The sequence below is a fragment of the Streptomyces sp. DF42 genome, from assembly GCF_058267695.1.
The window spans coordinates 3,963,670-3,982,687 of the sequence record NZ_CM177859.1; the positions used below are offsets into that span (position 1 = coordinate 3,963,670).

General features: G+C 67.4%; 9 protein-coding genes and 1 pseudogene. 4 read left to right on the top strand and 6 right to left on the bottom strand.

Annotated elements, in window-relative coordinates; all coding sequences use genetic code 11:
* Positions 1–10 precede the first annotated feature (10 nt).
* The 3 genes from ACYUED_RS17955 (at position 11) to ACYUED_RS17965 (ending at position 6,123) form a co-directional block, all read left to right on the top strand.
* Positions 11–2,701, top strand: a complete 2,691-nt coding sequence (locus ACYUED_RS17955) for an RICIN domain-containing protein (protein ID WP_491293286.1) — start codon at positions 11–13, stop codon at positions 2,699–2,701.
* Positions 2,702–2,845: 144 nt separating this feature from the next.
* The gene (locus tag ACYUED_RS17960; protein ID WP_491293287.1) at positions 2,846–4,399 is read left to right on the top strand and encodes an alpha-L-arabinofuranosidase B; all 1,554 of its coding nucleotides are present in this window, start codon (positions 2,846–2,848) and stop codon (positions 4,397–4,399) included.
* 167 nt (positions 4,400–4,566) lie between these two features.
* Complete coding sequence (locus ACYUED_RS17965; RefSeq protein WP_491293288.1) at positions 4,567–6,123, top strand: alpha-L-arabinofuranosidase B; 1,557 nt, start codon at positions 4,567–4,569, stop codon at positions 6,121–6,123.
* Positions 6,124–6,462: 339 nt separating this feature from the next.
* Here ACYUED_RS17965 and ACYUED_RS17970 read toward each other — a convergent pair whose 3' ends face one another.
* The 4 genes and pseudogenes from ACYUED_RS17970 to ACYUED_RS17985 form a co-directional block, all read right to left on the bottom strand.
* Complete coding sequence (locus ACYUED_RS17970; protein WP_491293289.1) at positions 6,463–8,106, bottom strand: glycoside hydrolase family 27 protein; 1,644 nt, start codon at positions 8,104–8,106, stop codon at positions 6,463–6,465.
* Between the two features lie 77 nt (positions 8,107–8,183).
* A pseudogene (locus tag ACYUED_RS17975) lies at positions 8,184–8,330 on the bottom strand (non-reducing end alpha-L-arabinofuranosidase family hydrolase); the annotation flags it as partial.
* A 77-nt stretch (positions 8,331–8,407) separates the two neighbouring features.
* Positions 8,408–10,711 (bottom strand): beta-L-arabinofuranosidase domain-containing protein, encoded by a 2,304-nt coding sequence (locus ACYUED_RS17980; RefSeq protein WP_491293290.1) that lies wholly within the window; start codon positions 10,709–10,711, stop codon positions 8,408–8,410.
* Between the two features lie 398 nt (positions 10,712–11,109).
* A complete protein-coding gene (locus ACYUED_RS17985; RefSeq protein WP_491293291.1) occupies positions 11,110–12,468 on the bottom strand; it encodes a glycoside hydrolase family 43 protein in 1,359 nt (452 codons plus the stop codon).
* 1,051 nt (positions 12,469–13,519) lie between these two features.
* Here ACYUED_RS17985 and ACYUED_RS17990 point away from each other — a divergent pair.
* Positions 13,520–15,472 (top strand): RICIN domain-containing protein, encoded by a 1,953-nt coding sequence (locus ACYUED_RS17990; RefSeq protein ID WP_491293292.1) that lies wholly within the window; start codon positions 13,520–13,522, stop codon positions 15,470–15,472.
* A gap of 229 nt (positions 15,473–15,701) precedes the next feature.
* Here ACYUED_RS17990 and ACYUED_RS17995 read toward each other — a convergent pair whose 3' ends face one another.
* Together ACYUED_RS17995 and ACYUED_RS18000 are read right to left on the bottom strand one after the other, a co-directional pair.
* The gene (locus ACYUED_RS17995) at positions 15,702–16,418 is read right to left on the bottom strand and encodes a GH12 family glycosyl hydrolase domain-containing protein (RefSeq protein WP_491293293.1); all 717 of its coding nucleotides are present in this window, start codon (positions 16,416–16,418) and stop codon (positions 15,702–15,704) included.
* A 129-nt stretch (positions 16,419–16,547) separates the two neighbouring features.
* Positions 16,548–18,896, bottom strand: coding sequence for a WD40/YVTN/BNR-like repeat-containing protein (locus ACYUED_RS18000; protein ID WP_491293294.1), 2,349 nt, complete (start codon positions 18,894–18,896; stop codon positions 16,548–16,550).
* Between the last annotated feature and the right edge of the window lie 122 nt (positions 18,897–19,018).

Sequence of the window (19,018 nt, forward strand, 5' to 3'; positions counted from 1 at the left end):
ACACCACACAATGAGACCTCTACGCATCGGTGCGGGGACGGTCAAGGCGCTCGCGGCGGCGGCTGTCGTCTTCGCGGCCGTGCTGCCCGCCCAACCTGCCTACGCGGCCACGACGAACTTCTACGTGGACCCCGTCAACGGCAGTGACAGCAACTCGGGAACCAGCACCGCCGCGGCGTTCAAGACCGTCCAGGCCGCCCAGGCCGCGGTCCGGGCCGTCAACACGAACATGTCCGACGACATCGTCGTGAATCTGCGCGGAGGCACCTACCCCCTCACCGCCCCGGTCACCTTCGGCACCGGTGACTCGGGCACGAACGGCCACACGGTCGTCTACCAGGCCTACAACGGTGAGACGCCCGTGATCACCGGCGGCAAGGCGGTCACCGGCTGGACCGCGGCGGCGGGCGGCGAGTACAAGGCGCCCGTGGGCTCCCTCAACTTCCGGCAGCTGTACGTCAACGGGGTCCGCGCCACCCGGGCCCGCTTCCCCGACGCCGGCTCGGACTTCCAGCTGCAGGGCAGCGACAAGACCAACAAGCTGCTGAAGGTGCTCAGCTCACAGGTCTCCAACTGGAACAACCTCAACCAGGTCGAGATGATGCTGGAAACGCAGTGGGGCGAGAGCTACCTGCGGCTGAAGTCGATCAGCTCCAGCAACGGCACCGCCAACATATCGATCCAGGACCACGAGGCGGGCATCCTGTTCCAGCGCCCCTTCCCGGTCCTCTCCAACGGCTCTCCCCTGCACTTCGAGAACGCCCACGAGTTCCTCAACGAACCGGGTGAGTTCTACGTCGACACGGCCGCACAGACCGTCTACTACAAGCCGCGCCCCGGCGAGAACATGTCCACGGCCTCCGTGCAGGCGCCGACGCTCAGGACGCTTTTCGACGTCAAGGGCACGAACCTCGGCAGTCCCGCCCACGACCTGCGCTTCTCCGGGATCACCTTCACCGGGACCACCTGGATGGAAGCGACCGACAACGGCTACCTCAACGGCCAGGGCGGCAACTACAACATCTCGGCCGACACCTCCAACAACCAGTTCGTGGGTCGTCCGCCGGCCGGGGTCCAGGCCGCGAACGCCGACCGGGTGTCCTTCACGGGCAACACCTTCACGCAGATGGGTGCCACCGCCCTCGACCTGTCCCACGGCGTGCACGACAGCACCGTGACCGGCAACCTCATCTCCGACATCGCCGGCAACGGAATCATGGTCGGCAAGTTCTCCGACCCGACCGTGGAGTTCCACACCGTCTACAACCCGCCCGCCTCACCGGCCGGTGAGGACGCCCGGGAGGTGGTCAAGAACGTCACCGTCAAGAACAACCTGATCACCCGGATCGGTGAGGACTACCTGGGAACCGCGGGCATCAACGCGGGCTTCGTCAACAGCACCACCATCGACCACAACGACATCTCCGACACCCCGTGGGCCGGCATCTCGCTCGGCTGGGGCTGGCAGTCGGCGGCCAACGCCGAAGGCAACAACAGCGTCAGCTACAACCGGATCGGCAACGTGGTCAACCGGCTGTGCGACACCGCCGGTATCTACCACCTCTCCAACGACCCGGGCACGGTCTTCAACGGCAACTACATCCACGACGCGGTGCGTATGCCGTCCGCCTGCACTTCCGCCGTCAGCGGCATCTACCTGGACGAGGGGTCGAACAACATGACCATCTCGAACAACGTGCTGTCGCACACCGACGGATTCATCAACCAGAACCACAACGGCACCAGCGTCACCCTCACCAACAACAGGACCTCCGGCGACGCGGTGATCAAGGCTTCTGGTCTTGAGCCCGCCTACCAGGGGCTGGCAGCCAAGATCAACCTCGCGTACAACAAGCCGGCCTCCGCGTCCACGGTCCTGAACTCCGGGTGGGCGGCCTCCAAGGGCAACGACAACGCCAGTGCCACCGGCTGGTCGCCGACCGGGAGCGACACCTCGCCCTGGTGGCAGGTCGACCTGGGTCAGGCCTACCAGCTCGGACAGTTCTCGCTGACCACCCGCCAGGACCTGGACCAGCCCGAGACCCGCGGCAACTTCGAGATCCGGGGCTCCAACGACCCGTCCTTCGGCACCTACACCGTCCTGGGACGCCAGACGAGTACCCTGCCGCTCGCCTCGACGCTCACGGGCAACATCGACGTCCGCCAGAAGTTCCGCTACGTGCGGGTCGCCAAGACCGACGGCGCGTACTTCTTCTTCGCCGACTTCAGTGTGCAGCGGGCCGGCGGGGCGCTGGAGGACGCGACCGCTACACCGAACGTCAACGCGTCGACGTACTACACGATCAAGAACGTCAGCAGCGGACAGCTGATGGACGTGTACCAGAACTCCACCGCGGACGGCGGCAGCGTCATCCAGTGGCCGAGCACCGGGGGCGCCAACCAGCAGTGGAACATCGTCCCGGTCAGCGGGCAGCTCTACAAGATCGTGAACCGGAACAGCGGCAAGGTCCTCGCCATCAACGCCTCCAGTCACCGGCGGGGGACCGGGCTGCAGCAGTACACCTACGGCGGCGGCAACAACCAGCTGTGGTACTTCGAGCCGACCAGCGGTGGGTACCTCATCCGCAACTTCGAGAGCAGGCAGATCCTGGAGGTGAGCGGCGGATCAACGGCGAACGGAGCCGCCATCGCTCAGTACATGCCCTTGAACCAGTCCAACCAGGCTTGGACGATCCAGTGACAGCGTGACCCGACACGTCGGCGGAGCCGCTCGCCCGGACGCGTCCGCTCGCCTCACTCTCCCAACAGCGCGCCCCTGCCATCAGCCCACGCGAACCGACAGGGGCACGGCTTTCTGTCCCCGTATCGTTGAACAAGGAAGTTCATGGTGCCTGAATTGCCCCTTCTCCGCCGACTGCGCCGGGGGCTCATCGCCTCCTTGGCCGCAGTGACCCTCGCCCTCACCGGCCTTATCGCCTTCAGCGAAGCCTCGCACGCCGCCACACAAGGGCCCTGCGACATCTACGCGGCGGGCGGCACGCCGTGCGCCGCGGCGCACAGCACCACCCGCGCGCTCTTCGCCTCCTACAACGGCCCGCTGTACCAGGTGCAGCGGGCGTCGGACAACACGTTGCAGAACATCGGGGTACTGTCCGCCGGAGGCGTAGCCAACGCCGCGGCGCAGGACTCCTTCTGCGCGGGCACCACCTGCACCATCACCCGCCTCTACGACCAGACCGGCGGCGGCAACACCCTGGTCTACCAGGGCCCCGGCGGGACCGGCGGCGCCGACTCGGCGGCCCCCGCGAGCACCGAAGCGCTCAGCGTGGGCGGCCAGAAGGCGTACGCGCTCTACATCAACCCCGGCAACAGCTACTTCGCCTACAACTCCGCCGGGGGCGTGCCGACCGGCAGCTCACCCGAGGGCGAGTACATGGTCACCAGCGGCACCCACGTCAACAACGGCTGCTGTTTCGACTACGGCAACACGGAGATCGACCACAAGGCCGACGGCAACGGCGCCATGGACGCGATCAGCTTCGGCACGGAATGCTGGTTCGGCGGCTGCAGCGGAACCGGACCATGGGTGCAGGCGGACCTGGAGAACGGCCTGTTCTCCGGCGGCAGCAAGACGTGGAACCCCAACCAGGTCTCCCAGACCAGCCGCTTCGTCACCGCGATGCTCAAGAACAACGGCACCACACAGATGGCACTCAAGGGCGCCAACGCCCAGTCCGGGAGCCTGACCCAGCTCTACAGCGGCGCACTGCCCAGCGGATGGAACCCGATGCACAAGCAGGGTGCCGTCATCCTCGGCAGCGGAGGCGACTGCTGCCAGACCAACCGCAACGCGAGCGCGGGCACCTTCTACGAGGGCGCCATGTTGAAGGGCTACCCCTCCGACGCCACCGAGGCCGCGGTCCAGGCCAACATCACCGCGGCCGGCTACAGCACCACCACGCCCTTCACCCCGGGCGCGAAGGTGTCGCTGCGGGCCACCACCTCCTGCTGCACCGGCGACTACCTGCAGCACAACGCCGGCGACGACAAGGTCGTCATCGCGCCGGTGACCTCCGGCAGCTCGGCCACCGACAAGGGCGACGCCACCTGGATCGTCCGCGCCGGCCTGGCCAACAGCAACTGCGTCTCCTTCGAGTCGGCCAACGCGTCCGGCAAGTACCTCAGGCACTACGCGTTCCAGCTCCACCTCCAGCCCAAGGCCGACACCAGCCAGTTCGCCGCCGACGCCACCTTCTGCCCCAAGCCAGGAAACAGCGGCACAGGCTACTCACTGCAGTCCTTCAACTTCCCGACCAAGTACATCCGCCACTACAGCTTCACCGCCTACGTCGCAAGCAACGGCGGAACCAACGCCTGGGACAACCCGTCCGCGTGGGCCCAGGACACCAGCTGGCTCGCCGCCGCTCCCTGGAGCTGACGAGCAGCCCACGCCGGGTCCGGTGCCGGAAACAGCCGAGGTCGCACCGGACCCGGACCCGTCAACGCAGCTCGCGCTGTCCGCGTAGTCGGACATCGTCCGATCAGCCGGACAGTACGGGTTCGTCGACACTCACCCTCTCCCCCCACCTTGAGAAGGAGTTCTTCATGATCAAGTCACCGTGGATACGCAGCGCCAGGCGCGCGCTTCTCGCGGCGGGTGCCGCCGCCGCGCTCGCCGCCGGCCTGCTCACCGCCACAGCCACCACCTCGCAGGCCGCCACCCAGGGGCCGTGCGACATCTACGCCGCGGGCAACACCCCCTGCGTCGCCGCACACAGCACCACCCGCGCCCTGTACGGGGCGTACAACGGCCCGCTCTACCAGGTCAAGCGCGCCTCCGACAACACCACCCTGAACATCGGCCCGCTGACCGCCGGAGGTGTCGCCAACGCCGCCGCGCAGGACACCTTCTGCGCCAAAACCAGCTGCGTCATCACCGTCATCTACGACCAGTCCCCCAAGCACAACAACCTCACCCAGGCACCTGCGGGCGGAGCCGCCGGCGGGCCGGACAACCTCGCCAACGCCGTCGAAGCGCCGGTCACCGTCGGCGGCCACAAGGCGTACGGCGTCTACGTGGCCCCCGGCACCGGCTACCGGAACAACAACACCAACGGCATCGCCACCGGCGACCAGCCCGAGGGCATGTACGCGATCTTCAACGGCAAGCACTTCAACGGCGGCTGCTGCTTCGACTACGGCAACGCCGAGACCGACAGCCACGACGACGGCAACGGCACCATGGAGGCCATCTACTTCGGCAACAACAATCACTGGGGCTCCGGCAGCGGCAACGGCCCCTGGGTCATGGCCGACCTGGAGAACGGCCTGTTCTCCGGCGTGAATACGCGCCTCAACGCGGGCGACCCCACCGTCACCAACCGGTTCCTGACCGCCATGGTCAAGGGTGGCCCGAACCAGTGGGCCATCCGCGGCGGCGACGCCCAGGCGGGCAGCCTCTCGACCTTCTACAACGGCGTACGCCCCAACGCCTCGGGCTACAACCCGATGAAGAAGCAAGGCGCGATCATCCTCGGCATCGGCGGTGACAACAGCAAGGGCGCCCAAGGCACCTTCTACGAAGGCGTCATGACCTCGGGCTACCCCTCGGACGCCACCGAGAACGCCGTGCAGGCCAACATCACCGCCGCCGGCTACAACAGCGGCTCCACCAGCACCGGCTCGCTGACCCCCGGCTCCCGGATCTCCCTGCGGGCCACCACCTCGCCCTGCTGCACCAACGACTACCTCCGCCACAACGACGCCGACTCCAAGGTCGTCATCTCCAACATCAGCTCGGCCAGCTCGGCCACCGACAAGGCCGACGCCACCTGGATCGTCCGCGCCGGCCTGGCCAACACCTCCTGCCTCTCCTTCGAGTCCGCCAACACCCCCGGCCAGTACCTGCACCACTTCAACTACCAGCTCAACCTGAACTTCGACAGCGGCTCCGGCTCCTTCGCGAAGGACGCCACCTTCTGCCCCACCACAGGCAACAGCGGCGTCGGCACCTCCTTCCAGTCCGTCAACTTCCCGACCAAGTACATCCGCCACTACAACTTCACGGCCTACATCGCCAGCAACGGCGGCTCCAACACCTGGGACGCCACCAAGTCATGGGCCCAGGACACCAGCTGGCTCACCGCCTCCCCCTGGGGCTGACAAGCAACCGGCGTCTCTGAGCGCCTCCAGCATCTGAGCGCCACCAGCAGCGAGCACGGCAACCCTGCACAAGTGCGGGGAGGCCGTGCTCGCTTCCTTCTTACTCGCGCCGGAGCCCGGGGCCCCCTGCGACCGTGCGAACAGCGGAACATGAGCACGTGCCGGCTTGGTCTCGTCTGCGGGAGTCCGGGCCGTGCCACGGCAGCGCCCGTCCGGTGACCGCGGCGATGGGCTCGAAGTCCCGGTCCCCATGGGGGAGGGCGGTCCCCGCAGCGTGGCGTGCTGCGGGGACCGCCCTCTTCGGATCGGGCTTCTCCCTGCGTGGGCAGGGGTGGCGGGTTACGGGAGCGTGGTCCACTTCTGGTTGTTCTGGCCGTTGCAGGTCCACAGGATGGCCGGGGTCCCGTTGGCGGTTCCCGCCCCTTCGGCGTCCAGGCACAGCCCGGCGTTGACGTTGCGGATCGACCCGTCGGCCTGCATGGTCCACTTCTGGTTGTTCTGGCCGTTGCAGGGCCAGATGACGACCGGCGTGCCGTTGGTGGTGCCCTGGCCGGAGGCGTCCAGGCACTTGTCGCCGTAGACGCGGATCTCGCCTCCGGCCCACGTGGTCCACTTCTGGTTGGCGGCGGTGTGGCAGTCCCAGATCAGCGTCTTCGACCCGGCAGCGGTGGAGGCCTTGTCCACATCCAGGCAGCGGCCGGACCCGGTACCGCGCAGACGGGCGGTGGTGGAGGCCAGCGGGCTGCCGCCGGTCACCTTGAACACGGCGACACCGTGCGCCGGGACGCTCGCCGAGATCTGGCCGGAGGTGCTCGACGTGCCGCCGGTCCACAGATCGGTGAGGGTGAACGGCCCTCCGGTGAGGCCGACCTGCGCGGCCGAGGCGGTGACGGTCGCGGTGCCACTCCCCCGGTTGAACAGGCCCACGGCGACCGAGCCGTCGGACAGGGGCTTGGCGAACACCTCGGTGTCACCGTCGTCGCGCACCCGGCGCCCGCCCGCGCCCAGCGAGTCCTGGTTCACCGCCAGCAGGCGGGGGTTGCGCAGGATCGCGCTCACGTCGCTGGACATGGTCCGGATGTCGTTGCCCGCGATGAGGGGGGCCGAGAGCAGCGACCACAGGGCGAAGTGGGAGCGGGACTCCGTCAGTGACAGACCGGGACGGCCGACCACGAGCATGTCCGGGTCGTTCCAGTGGCCCGGACCCGACTGAGCGGCCAGCGGCGCGTCGATGTCGAGGACGTTGCCCACGCCCATCGGGTAGCTGTTGGTGTTGCCGTTCTGCCAGACGTCGAGCAGGTCCTCGGTCGTCCGCCACAGGTCGGCGACCTGGCCCCAGTCGTATGTGGCGCCGGTGATGGCGTGGAAGCTGTTGGGGTTGATGCTGTAGACGATCGGGCGGCCGGTGGCGCGCAGGGCGTCGCGCATGAGTGTGAACTGTGCGATCTGCTGCTCCAGGGTGCCGCTGGAGGAGCACCAGTCGTACTTGAGGTAGTCCACGCCCCATGAGGCGAACGAGGCGGCGTCCTGGGCCTCGTGGCCCTTGCTGCCGGTGGAGCCGGGGTAGTTGCCCACGCCCTGCGCGCACGTGCGCTCGTTGGGCGCCTCGTAGATGCCGAACTTCAGGCCCTTGCTGTGGATGTAGTCCCCGAGCGCCTTCATGCCGCTGGGGAACTTGGTCGGGTCGGCCCGCAGGTTGCCCGCACCGTCACGCTGCGGGTCGAACCAGCAGTCGTCGACGACGACGTACTGGTAGCCCGCGTCCTTCATGCCCGAGGACACCATGGCGTCGGCGGCCTGTCGGACCTTCGCCTCGTCGACACCGCACCCGAAGCTGTTCCAGCTGTTCCAGCCCAGCGGCGGGGTGAGCGCGGGACTGCCCGGCGCGGCTTGGGCGGTCGTGGCAGAGGCGGTGACGCAGGCGGTGAGCGTCAGTGCGGTGGCCGCGAGGAGACGCAGCAGTCGTCTGTGTACGGGGACCATGGGGGCCCTTCCTGGGAAGCGAAGCGGAAGCCGCTTGTGACCGTGCCCGACAGGCACGGTCACAAGCTTCTGGCGGGTCAGCGCTGCAGCGTGAGGACGCCCGGCCGTACGGCAGTTGCACGTAGGGTGCCGTCCGAGGCGGGGTCCCTGCCCTGGTGGAGGAATTGCGGGTTGCAGGGGTCGATGGTCATGGTCTGGTCGGGGTTGTCGCGGACCTGATGTCCGGCATACCGAACGCCGGTCGAATCATCGAGCAAGCGGGAGGAGAGAATACGGCTGAGATCTACCTCCGTGACAGGCTCTAGTTCGCCAAGATGCGCCACCGGTTGTCGGCAGTCCCGTTGTCCGAGTCCTGGACCGCGAACGCGCCGACAGCGGTGGAGTCGGACGCGATGGCGAGCAGCTTGCCGCTGTTCACGTTGCGGATCTTGTAGGTTCCGTCGCCCTGGTCGAGCAGGGTCCATTTGTGGTCGGCGGTGCCGCTGTCCGACCACTGCAGGACGGTCGCGCCGTCTGCCGTGTCCATGTTCAGGACGCCGAGCACCTTGCCGCTGTTGGCGTTGCGGAAGCGGACCGCGCTTCCATCAGTGATCATTTCCCAGTTGTGGTCGGCGGTGCCGTTGTCCGTCCATTGCAGAGCGCGGCCGCCGTTGGCCGTGGACATGTTCTGGATCCCCAGCAGGAGACCGCTGGCCGCGTTGGCGAGACGGACGGTATTGCCGGTGGTGTTCCAGTAGACGGTGTAGTTGAAGCCGTGCGCGTCGTGGAACGGGCCCAGGTTGACGGTGGAGCCGTTGGCGGTGGCGGTGAAGGCGAGCGAACTGCTGCTGGTCCGCTTGACCGAGGACGTGTTCAGCGTGGGGAGCGAGCTGAGCGCGGTGTCGCCGTAGTTGCCGGACAGGACCACCGGGCCGTAGGTGATCGCGGCGACGTTCGGGTTGTCGTTGGCCGGTCGGATGCCGATCCGCATGGGCAGGCGGACGGTGACGGTGTCGCCGGAGGTCCACGAGCGGTTCAGGGTGGCGTAACTGCCGGGCGTGGTGGTGATGTTCTGCGCGGCGCCGTTGACGCTGACGGTGGCCCCGGTGGTCCAGCTCGGGATGCGGATGCGCATCGCCCAGGTTCCGCTGACGCTGCCGGTGACCTGCAGGGTCGTGGTGTCACTGGTGGGGTATGTCGTGGTCTGGGTGACAGCGATTCCGCGCTCCGACCAGTTGAGCACCGAGGGCACGAACATGTTCACGGTCAGCGTGGTGTCGTTGTGGAAGTAGATGGAGTCCATCAGCCTGGTGTGCATCTCCAGGCCCGTGCCCTGGCAGCACCAGAAGGTGCCGTAGTCGGTGCTCCAGGTGCCGCCACCCAACGCCGGGCCGACACCGCGTCGGCCTCCCGGCTTGAGGGGGGTGAAGTAGGTGACGTGGCCGTGGGCGTCGGCCGGGTTCTGCTGGCCGATGATCTGGTTCAGCCACGCCCGCTCGTAGTAGTCGAACAGCGCGGCCCGGTTCGGGTCGAGCGTGAACAGCTCCCGGGTGAGGGTGAGCATGTTGATCGTGTTGCAGCTTTCGCACGTGTCGTTGGTCAGGTAGCCGGCGATGGCGTTCGGGGCGCGGAAGTGCTCCGCCTGGCTGTTGCCGCCGATGGCGTAGGTGTGCGCGTTGACGGTGATGTTCCAGGCGTTGGTGGCGATGTCCCGGTAGCGGGTGGTGCCGGTGGCCTTGTACTCCCGGGCGGCCCCGATCCACTTGGGCACCTGGGTGTTGGCGTGAATTCCGTTGAGCTGGTCCTGGTTGGCGGCCAGCGGGTCGAACACCGCGGCGTGGTCGAACCGCTGGGCGACGGTGAGCCACCGCGCGTCGCCTGTCTGCTGGTAGAGATCGGTCAGCACGGTGTTCATGCCGCCGAACTCGACGCGCAGCATGGTCTGCATCTGCTGGGTGGTCAGCCGGCCGGTGCGCAGGTCGACCCATCCGGCCAGGGCGAGGAGCACGTCCCGGGCTTGTGTGCTGCCGATGTGGCGCCATACGTCCAGCAGGCCGGCGAGGGTCTTGTGGATCGTGTAGTACAGCACCTCGCCGCTGGTTCCCTGCTCGAGAGCAGTGAAGTTGGACTCGGGGTAGCCGGAGAGGTACCCGGGGTTGAAGCCGGCGGCGCTGTTGTTGGCCTGGCACTTGGCCATCTCCGCGACCATGTAGGTGGCCTTGTCCCGGCAGGTGGTGTCCCCGGTCACGGCGTAGAGCTGTGCCCATGCCGTGAGGAAGTGCCCCTGGATGTGGGTGCGGAAGCCGAAGTTCGGCGCGTCCCAGCCGCCGGTGGCGGCCGCGCCGTTGGTGGACAGCTTGTGGTTGGCGCGGAAGTTGTACAGCAGCCGGTCGGCATCGATGAACCGCAGGTAGTTCTGCGTACGGTTCTGGTTGTCCAGCCACCGGCTCGCGGTGAGCCGGACCTGGCCGAGTTCGAAGGGGTGCGCCAAGACCCCGATATCGGTCCTCGCGGGGGCGATGGCCGCTTGGGCGGGAGATGCGCCGATGAGGGATCCGGTGGCAGAGGCGGCGACGGTGGCACCGGCTACCTGGAGGAGGCGCCGTCTACTGACGGAGAAAGACATCTTGGACCTTTCGGTGAGGAGAGAACGAGAGCTTGGTCGTTGGTGTGTTGGCTCACATGTCCAGCGGTCTGGTGCAGCACGTCACAGGCTTGTGTGCTGCCGGTGTGGCGCCGTACGTCATGCAGGGCGACGACCTGGCAGCGGAGGCGTTGGCGGCGGCCACCGTTCTGGCCGTCGTACCGATGAGAAGTGGTGCGCATGGCTGTGGCCCAGGCGGCAGCCCGCCCGGGCAAGGAGGCCCCCAACGGCCGTCTCACTGTCGGGTGTCATGGCCGTGGAGTTGGCCGGCCTTCGGGTGAGCTCCAGCCTCGACACGTCTGGGCGACCGACGCCGCTCCTTCGGCCGGTGATGCCGCGGGTGGGGTCCGCGACAGTACGGCAGGGGCGGGTCGGACAGGTCAGGCCCAAGGACTGACCGCCGTGAAGGAGCTGTCGGCGCGGAACGTGTCCGTGTCCTGGTAGGGGTCCACGCGCAGCGCGTAGTTGTAGTGGCGGATGTAGCGGCCCGGGTAGTTGTACGACTCCAGGCGGACGGAACCGGGGGCGGTGCCCGGTCGGGCGCAGTAGGTGGCGTCCTTGTTGAAGGTGTCGGTGCCGTTGCTGGTGTCGAAGCGAATCCGGAAGTCCCAGTGGCGCATATAGCGGCCGGAGGAGTCGCGGAAGGAGTAGCAGTTGGCGTCGGCGAGGCCGGGTACGACGGTGAAGGTGGCGCTCTGCTTGACGGCGGTGCTGCTGGAGGAACTCACCGGGTCGATGTAGCCGAGGCTGTCGGAGTGCACCGCGGCGAACCGGTCGGGGAAGTTGCCCGACCGCAGTGACCGGGTGGTGTTGGTGGGCAGGGTGACACCGCCGGAGACCGTCTCCTTCAGCACGGTGGCGTGCCGTATGAAGCCGGACAGCCCGGGCACCTCGGTGCGCGTGGACCAGGTGGCGAAGTTGTCGTAGCTGTCGCTGTACCAGTACTTCCCCTCACGGTAGCCGTCGAAGTAGATGCGCCAGCCGCCGTTGTCGAGCTGGACCAGGGCCGGGCCCTCGACCCAGCTGCCGAATCCGGCCCAGTCGCCCGTCTTCTTGATGGTGTACGGGCCGGTGAGGCTGGAGGCGGTGGCGTACTCGATGTACTTCGTCGTCTCGTTCTTGGTGAATGCGTGGTACGTGGAGCCGACCTTGACGACAAAGGTGTCGATGTTGTTCGGCCCGATGCCGGACAGCTGGGTGGGCGCGGACCAGCTGGTCAGCGCGGCGTTGGTCGCCGTGATCTTGTAGGGGGTGAAGGCGGTGGCAGTGCTCGCCGTCGACAGGGACACGACGACGTTGACGCTGCCGTCGGTGTCGATGAACCACTCGGGCGCCCAGGTGCGGGTCAGCCCGCTGATCGGGATCGTGTAGTTGTACAGGAATGTCCAGTTCACCCGGTCGGTGCTCCGGGCGAAGCCGATCGTGTTCCCGGTCCAGTTGGTGGTGTAAGTGAGGTAGTAGAAGCCGTCGGTGTGCTTGAAGATGCTGGGGTCCCGGATCAGACCGGACGGCGGGGTGTAGGCGGGACCCTTCCGCAGGGTGAATCCGGTGGCGTCCGGCGAGTCGCACACATACAGGTTCGACTCACTGCTGTTGGTGAACGCGGTCATCGTGTACCGCGTGGTCTGCCCGGCCGGTGGCGCGGCGGCGAAGGCGGTGCCCTGGAGGGCGGGGACACCCAGCAGGACCAGCAGTAGCGGGCCCAGCAGGGCGAGCAGTGTTCTTACGCTTCTTTTCAACTCTTCCTCCGGACCGGGCCAGTCCGCTTGGCAATCGCCGTGGCGAGAGACCTTTGCTGTTCGAAATTGCGAACAGTGTGCGGCACTTCGAGCAGAAGATAGGTTTGTGTCAGGGTTCAGTCAATGTTTCCGACGGGTTTCGTTTCGGTGCGGCTTACACTCGTTCGGCGCCGACCACCTTGGTAGTGCCGTGGTGCTGATGGGCAGGGCGTTCTAGAACACCGGCGTTACGGGCACCAAGGTCGTCGACATCACCGTCCGGATCGGCGGCGTGGGCGCCCGTACGGCAGGAAGTGTCTTTCCGGGCCGTCCCGGTATCCGTGCGAGGCGGTGCTTCGCGTTCGCCCCCGTCGGACTTCATGGCAACCAGGCGTACGACGTGCCTCACCTGCGGTAGGACACGGTCTTGGGCGGGCTGTCCGCTCTCAGGGCATGCGGAGGGCATAGCGAGGCGGAGAAAGGCGATGCCGGCGCTCTCCGCGACCCGGTCGGCGATGTACTGAGCGGTGGCGAGCTTGCGGCGAGCTCTTCGTCGGAGGAGCGCCCGTCTCCGGTCCCACAAGCCGACCACGTGCGGCGCGAGGGCCGCGAGGGCGGTGGCCTGCACGTCGTTGCCGCGTCCGGCGGTGAAGTCCGGGGCGTGGCCCTCCAGTTCGTGGACGGCGAGGTCTGCCGGTCGAGGTGACCGAAGTGTCGCTGTTGGAGGCGAGGGCGCGGGTGACGCGCTGTCGTAGCCACAGGTGACGCTCCTGAAATGGCCACGGCGTCTCCGTAGTTGCCCTCCGCTTCAGCGAGACATGGCATGTCTATGCGAGAGCGATCCGGTCCTTAACGGATGAACCAGCCCATTCTGCTCTCCATGGAAGCACTTTCATCCTCTTACCTGTTGACACGGGATGGCTACGTCATCGAACTTCATGCGTAACATCCGGCACTTTGGAGCCTGGAGGAGGGGCCGTGCCGAAGGTTCCGGAGACCGCACGCCCTGGGGCCGCCGCTCCCAGCCGCCTCACCCCGAACGTCAGAGCCGCGCCGAACAAGGAGTACACCCATGTCGTCAGGAAGGCTGTCCCGTCGTACCCTGCTGGGCGCAGCGGGCGCCGCTGCGGCTGCGACAGCGCTGCCCGTGGTCCCCGCGTTGTCGCCCCTGCTTGCGGAGGCCGCCGCCGCAGACCCCCAGACCAACCTGGAAAAACTGGTGAACATGCGGTTCGGCATGTTCAACCACTTCAACCTGGGCACGTTCACCAACCAGGAGTGGGCCGCCCCGAACCAGAGCCCCACCCTGTTCGCCCCCACGGCCGTGGACTGCGCCCAGTGGGCCGCCGCCGCCGCGGCGGCGAAGATGAGCTACGGCATCCTGACCACCAAGCACCACGACGGCTTCGCCCTGTGGCCCAGCGCCCACGGCACCCAGAACGTCGCGAACAGCTCCTACAAGCACGACGTGGTGCAGGCGTACTGCGACGCCTTCCGCGCGAAGGGACTGAAGGTCGGGCTCTACTTCTCGATATGGGACCGCACCTTCGGCGTCGAGGCGTGGGAGAGCCGGCACAAGAATGTCGGTCTCGACACCACCGACGCCATCCAGCCCAGCGACATGACCTTCATCCTCGGTCAGATCACCGAACTGCTCACCAACTACGGCACCATCGACCTGTTCGTCACCGACGGTTACGCGTGGCAGATGGGCCAGCAGGCCGTCTCCTACCAACGGATCCGCGAGCACGTGAAGTCGCTCCAGCCGGACATCGTCATGATCGACCACGGCGGTATCGCGGAACCCTTCATCGGCGATGCGATCTACTTCGAGGAGCCGGGCGGCATCACCGCGCCGGCCGGGAACACCTACGCCGCCACGCAGGGACAGACGATCAGCAACGGCTGGTTCTGGCACCCGGCCACGCCGACCACCGACCCTATGAGCAAGGCGGCGATCCTGTCGCACCTGGCCGACCTGGAACCGAAGTACACCTCGTTCATCCTCAACTGCCCGCCCAACCGTGACGGCAGGCTGGACACCAACATCGTCAACCGGCTCGCCGAAGTCGGCGCGGCCTGGAGCCCCAACACCTCCCGCCCGCCCCTGCCGACGCAGATGCCGCGCCCCGAGCACCCCGTGACGCCCGTCAGCGCCTACGCGACCGGATTCCACACCGGCGAGGGACCGCTCAACGCCATCGACGGACTGACCGACAGGAACTACGAGACCTGCTGGTCGACATGGGGACTGTCCCCGGCCCTGCCGCACTCGATCACGATCGATCTGGGCGGGGTGTGGAGCAACGTCTCCAACCTGGAGTACCTGCCCAAGCAGTGGAACCGCAACAACACCACCGACGGCGACATCACCTCGTACACCATCTCCACCAGCACCGACGGCACGAACTTCACCCAGGTCGCCACCGGCACCTGGGCCGGCAACCGCGCTACCAAGGTGGCCGAATGGCCCGCCCGGAACGTGGGCTTCGTGCGGATCCGGGCCAACGCGGCCACCGGCGGCTACGCCAACATGGGCGGCGTCAGGATCGGTGGCCGGACGGCCAAGCCGGTCCTGGTGTCGAAAGTCCTGCCGGGCGATGGCACGGTCTACCGCATCGTCAACCGCAAGAGCGGGAAAGTCGTCGACGTGTTCAACTTCGGCACCGCCAACGGCACCAACATCCAGCAGTGGCCGTGGCTGAACAACACCGCCCAGAAGTGGACCTTCGCCTCCACCGGAGACGGCTACTACGAGATCAAGAACGTGAACAGCGGCAAGCTGATGGAGGTGGCCGGACTCTCGCGGGCGGAGGGCGGGAACGTCGCCATCTACGGGGACAGCAACGTTCCCCAGCAGCACTGGGCGGTCACGCCCACCGGCGACGGCTACTACTACCTCACCAACCGGTTCAGCGGACTGTCGCTCAACGTCGACGCAGGCTCGACCGCCGACGGGGCCAACATCGACCAGCTCACCTACACCCGCGCCCCTGAGGAGCAGTGGCAGATCATCGCCCTCTGATGATTCCGACGCAGCTCATCCCGTGACCGGATCGCTCAACGCTTGCCCTTGAGGTTGTTGGGGGCGCGAGTGAAGGGACGGTCGAAGTCGCCCGCGCGGTCAGCACTCCGACGCGCTCCCCGTGGGGGCGCTGTCTCCGGGCCGCCCGACTCTCCGTACGGAGGGTCGGGCGGTGTTTCCGGGGAGAGGGCGGTCGATCACTGGTCCGCCCTCTCGATTTGTCGCGGCGTCAGAAGCCCGCGGTGCCCCAGGAACTGGCGGCGTAGTTGCCCGGCCCGAACTCCCAGCCGGCCATGATGCTGTTGAGGTAGTGGTCGTTGGTGTAGAACCCCCTGTTCAGGCCGTAGTTGAAGAACGGGCTGAGGCTGCCGGACCACCAGCCGGACCTGGCCCTGTCCAGGAAGCTGAGGGTGTGGCCGCCGTTCGGCCAGTTGTACTCGTAGATGTCCCAACTGCGGCCGCCGAGGCTGATGTTGGTCGCGGTCGGGATCGCGTTCCCATTCGCGTCGTAGTGGTCGGACAGCGGCTTGGCGTTGTACCAGTTGAGCCAGATCATCAGCTCGGTCTTGGAGTTGCGGTCGGTCGGCGCGGGGGTCGGGTCGATGAAGATGTCGTACGTGGCGTCGTAGTACGAGCCGGAGTTCGGGCTTGCCGACTGGCTGAACCACGTCGTGTTGTTGGGGCTGATCGCGCCGATCTTCTTGGGGAGCGTGGTCACCGGGGACGTCCAGCCCCAGTCCTTGCCGTTGACCATGGCGACGAAGCCGGTGCCGGTCGAGGAGTTCACACCCCACGAGGCATCGTTGCTGTACCACGTCGAGGCGTTGCCGCCGGTCGCGTAGTGCTTGAACCAGTACGTCGACGAGTCTGCCACTGCCGCGTTCGGCAGGGTGAAGACGAGAGCCAGAGCCGCGAGAAGCGCGGCCCAGCCGATACGGAATTTCATCTGCCCTCCGGAATGTGTGCTGAGTGGGGGGATCACACAGGAGAGGAGAAGTCGGTCGTCCTACCCTGCCGGCAGGGCCACTTCGGTCTCCCCTTCGGGACGGCGGGCGCGGATCGCGGTGACCGGGGGTCAGACCTTGCTGGGGTCCCCGTAGATGACTCCGCGTCCGTTGGTCCCGAAGTAGACGCGACCGTGGACGCGGGGGTCTCCGGTCATGGTGTTGCCGGTCCAGGCGTACTGGTGGCGGTCGTCGTTGATGCGGGTCCAGGTGCGGCCCGTGTCGTCGGAACGGAAGATGCCGCGCACGCCGTGGATCTTGGAGCTGGTGTAGACGGCGGGGTACTTGGCGCCGGGTGCGGCCTTGCCGAATCCGACGACGTCGCCCTCGTCCACCGCCGTGAACCTGGTGAAGGACGCTCCGGAGTCGGTCGACCGCCACATCCCGTACGGCGTGGGGGTGGCGGGCTTGGTGGTGCCGCCGGCCAGCCAGATGTCGCCCTCGTGGCCCGGTACCGCCTTGAACCGGACGTTCCCCGCGGTGGGCAGACCGGTCGCCGCCGTGGCCGTGAAGCTCTTGCCGCCGTCGGTGCTGAGGTAGAAGACGCCGGAGTCGTAGGCGTAGAACTTCGCCGGGTTCACGCGGTCGGAGCGCACCGGAACCCCGGCCGGCAGCCCCTTCGACGCCGTCCAGGTCGCTCCGTGGTCGTCGGACCAGCTGACCGGCGCACCCGCCGGTGACCAGACGATCCGCCTGCCGTCGGCGCTGATGGCGACGGCCTGGTCGTCGACTCCGGCCCCGGTGACGCCGGACGGCTCACTGCCCGACGGTGTCCAGGTGTCGCCGCTGTCGGTGGAGACGGCGAAGTGCTGGGTCCAGCCGCTGGTGGGGTTGCCGACCCGCACGATGGTGTGGGGCGCCAGCTCCGCGTAGTCCAGGGCCGGGGTGGCGCCGAAGGTCGGGTTGTCGTACATCTTCGGTGCCTTGCGGAAGTCCGTGTGCCGGAAGCCGCCGACGTCACCCACGCCGGAGAAGAGGTGCGCCGCACCGACGGGCGGGCTGATCACACAGCCGATCGAGCACTCCTCAAGGCCCTGGGCCCGCACGGACAGGTGAACCGTGCCGCCGCTGTCCCAGTCGGTGAGGTTGTCGGCGCCGTAGATCGTCGCGCCGGTTCCGTACATGAAGTGGCCGGAGTCGAAGGGGTCGATCTGGACGGACTCCATCATCCAGCCGAGCTTGGGGGTCATCTCGGGCAGCGACGGGGAGGCGTTCCAGGTCAGCCAAGGGGCGGCGGAGATGTCGATGTCGTAGCGCAGAGTGCGCTCGGAATTCGCGCCCATGTCCCACGCGGGGGTCCAGTTCGCGCCGCCGTCGGTGGAGCGGAAGAGGAGGCAGTCGGGGTACCACTTGACCTGGGTGGACACCATCAGGGTGTCCGGGTTCTGCCGGTCGATGGTCAGGCCGCTGTATCCGTACTTGTTGTCGTCGCTGGTGGACGGGACCGGGCTGATGCGGGTCCAGGTGTCGGTGGCGGTGTCCAGCTTCCACACGTCGCCCTTGGAACCGTCGTAGGGGCCGGCGGTGTCGCTGGTCGCCAGGTACAGGTGGCCGCCGACGTGGTCGAAGACCGCGTGGTGCGGGATGAAGCCGGTGGGCTGCCCGGGGACGCGTTCCCAGGTCGCTCCCGCGTCGGTGGACCGGTACAGGATGTTGTCCTTGTCCGCGACGGTGACGTAGAGGGTCCGGGTGGCTCTGCCCGCTCTGCCGGTGCGCTTGTCGAAGACGACCTGCAGTACGCCCAGGTTGTCGCCGTTGTAGCCGTCGGGGTCGGTGGGGTCGATGACGAAGTTGCCCGGGTTGGGGAAGCTGGTCACCTTCGCGAAGGTCTTGCCGTGGTCGGTGCTGCGCCACAGCCCGTGGCCCCCGCGCACTCCCAGGTACAGGATCCTGTTGCGGTTGGGGTCGATCACCAGCCGCTCGCCGATGCCCCGGCCGGGCATGTTGCCGCCCAGCCGGAACGGCAGGGGGGTGGTCTTCCAGGTGCGGCCGCGGTCGTTCGACCGCAGGATCGCCGCCATGCTCGGGTCCCATTCGGGCATGGTGTAGGTGCCCGCCGCCAGGTAGACGCGGTCGGGGTCGACCTCGTCGGTGGCGACGCTGATGATGCCGGTGTGTCCGTACTCGTCCCAGCCGATCCAGTCGGTGAGCGGTATCCACCGCTTGGTCGCCTTGTCCAGGCGGTAGGCGCCGCCGATGTCGGTACGGGCGTACACGAGTCCGGGTTCGCTCTGGTTGAAGACGATGCCGTGGACGAAACCGCCACCGACTATCTCCGCGTTGCCGAAGGTGTACGGCGTACGTCTGGTCTTTCCGGTCGCGTGTGCGGATGCGGTGGAGGGGGTGAGCAGGGGGAACGCGGCCGCGGCCGCGCCGGCGGCCAGCAGCCCGCGGCGGGAGAGGTGCGAGTCAGGGGACATCGGCAGGTCATGCCTTTCTGATGTGAACCGGTGGCCGTCGTGCCCAGGAGGAGCGAGCCAACGGCCCCGCGGTCAGGGGACTGGTGCCGTCCACTCGAAGCCGGAGCAGACGAGGTGGTGGC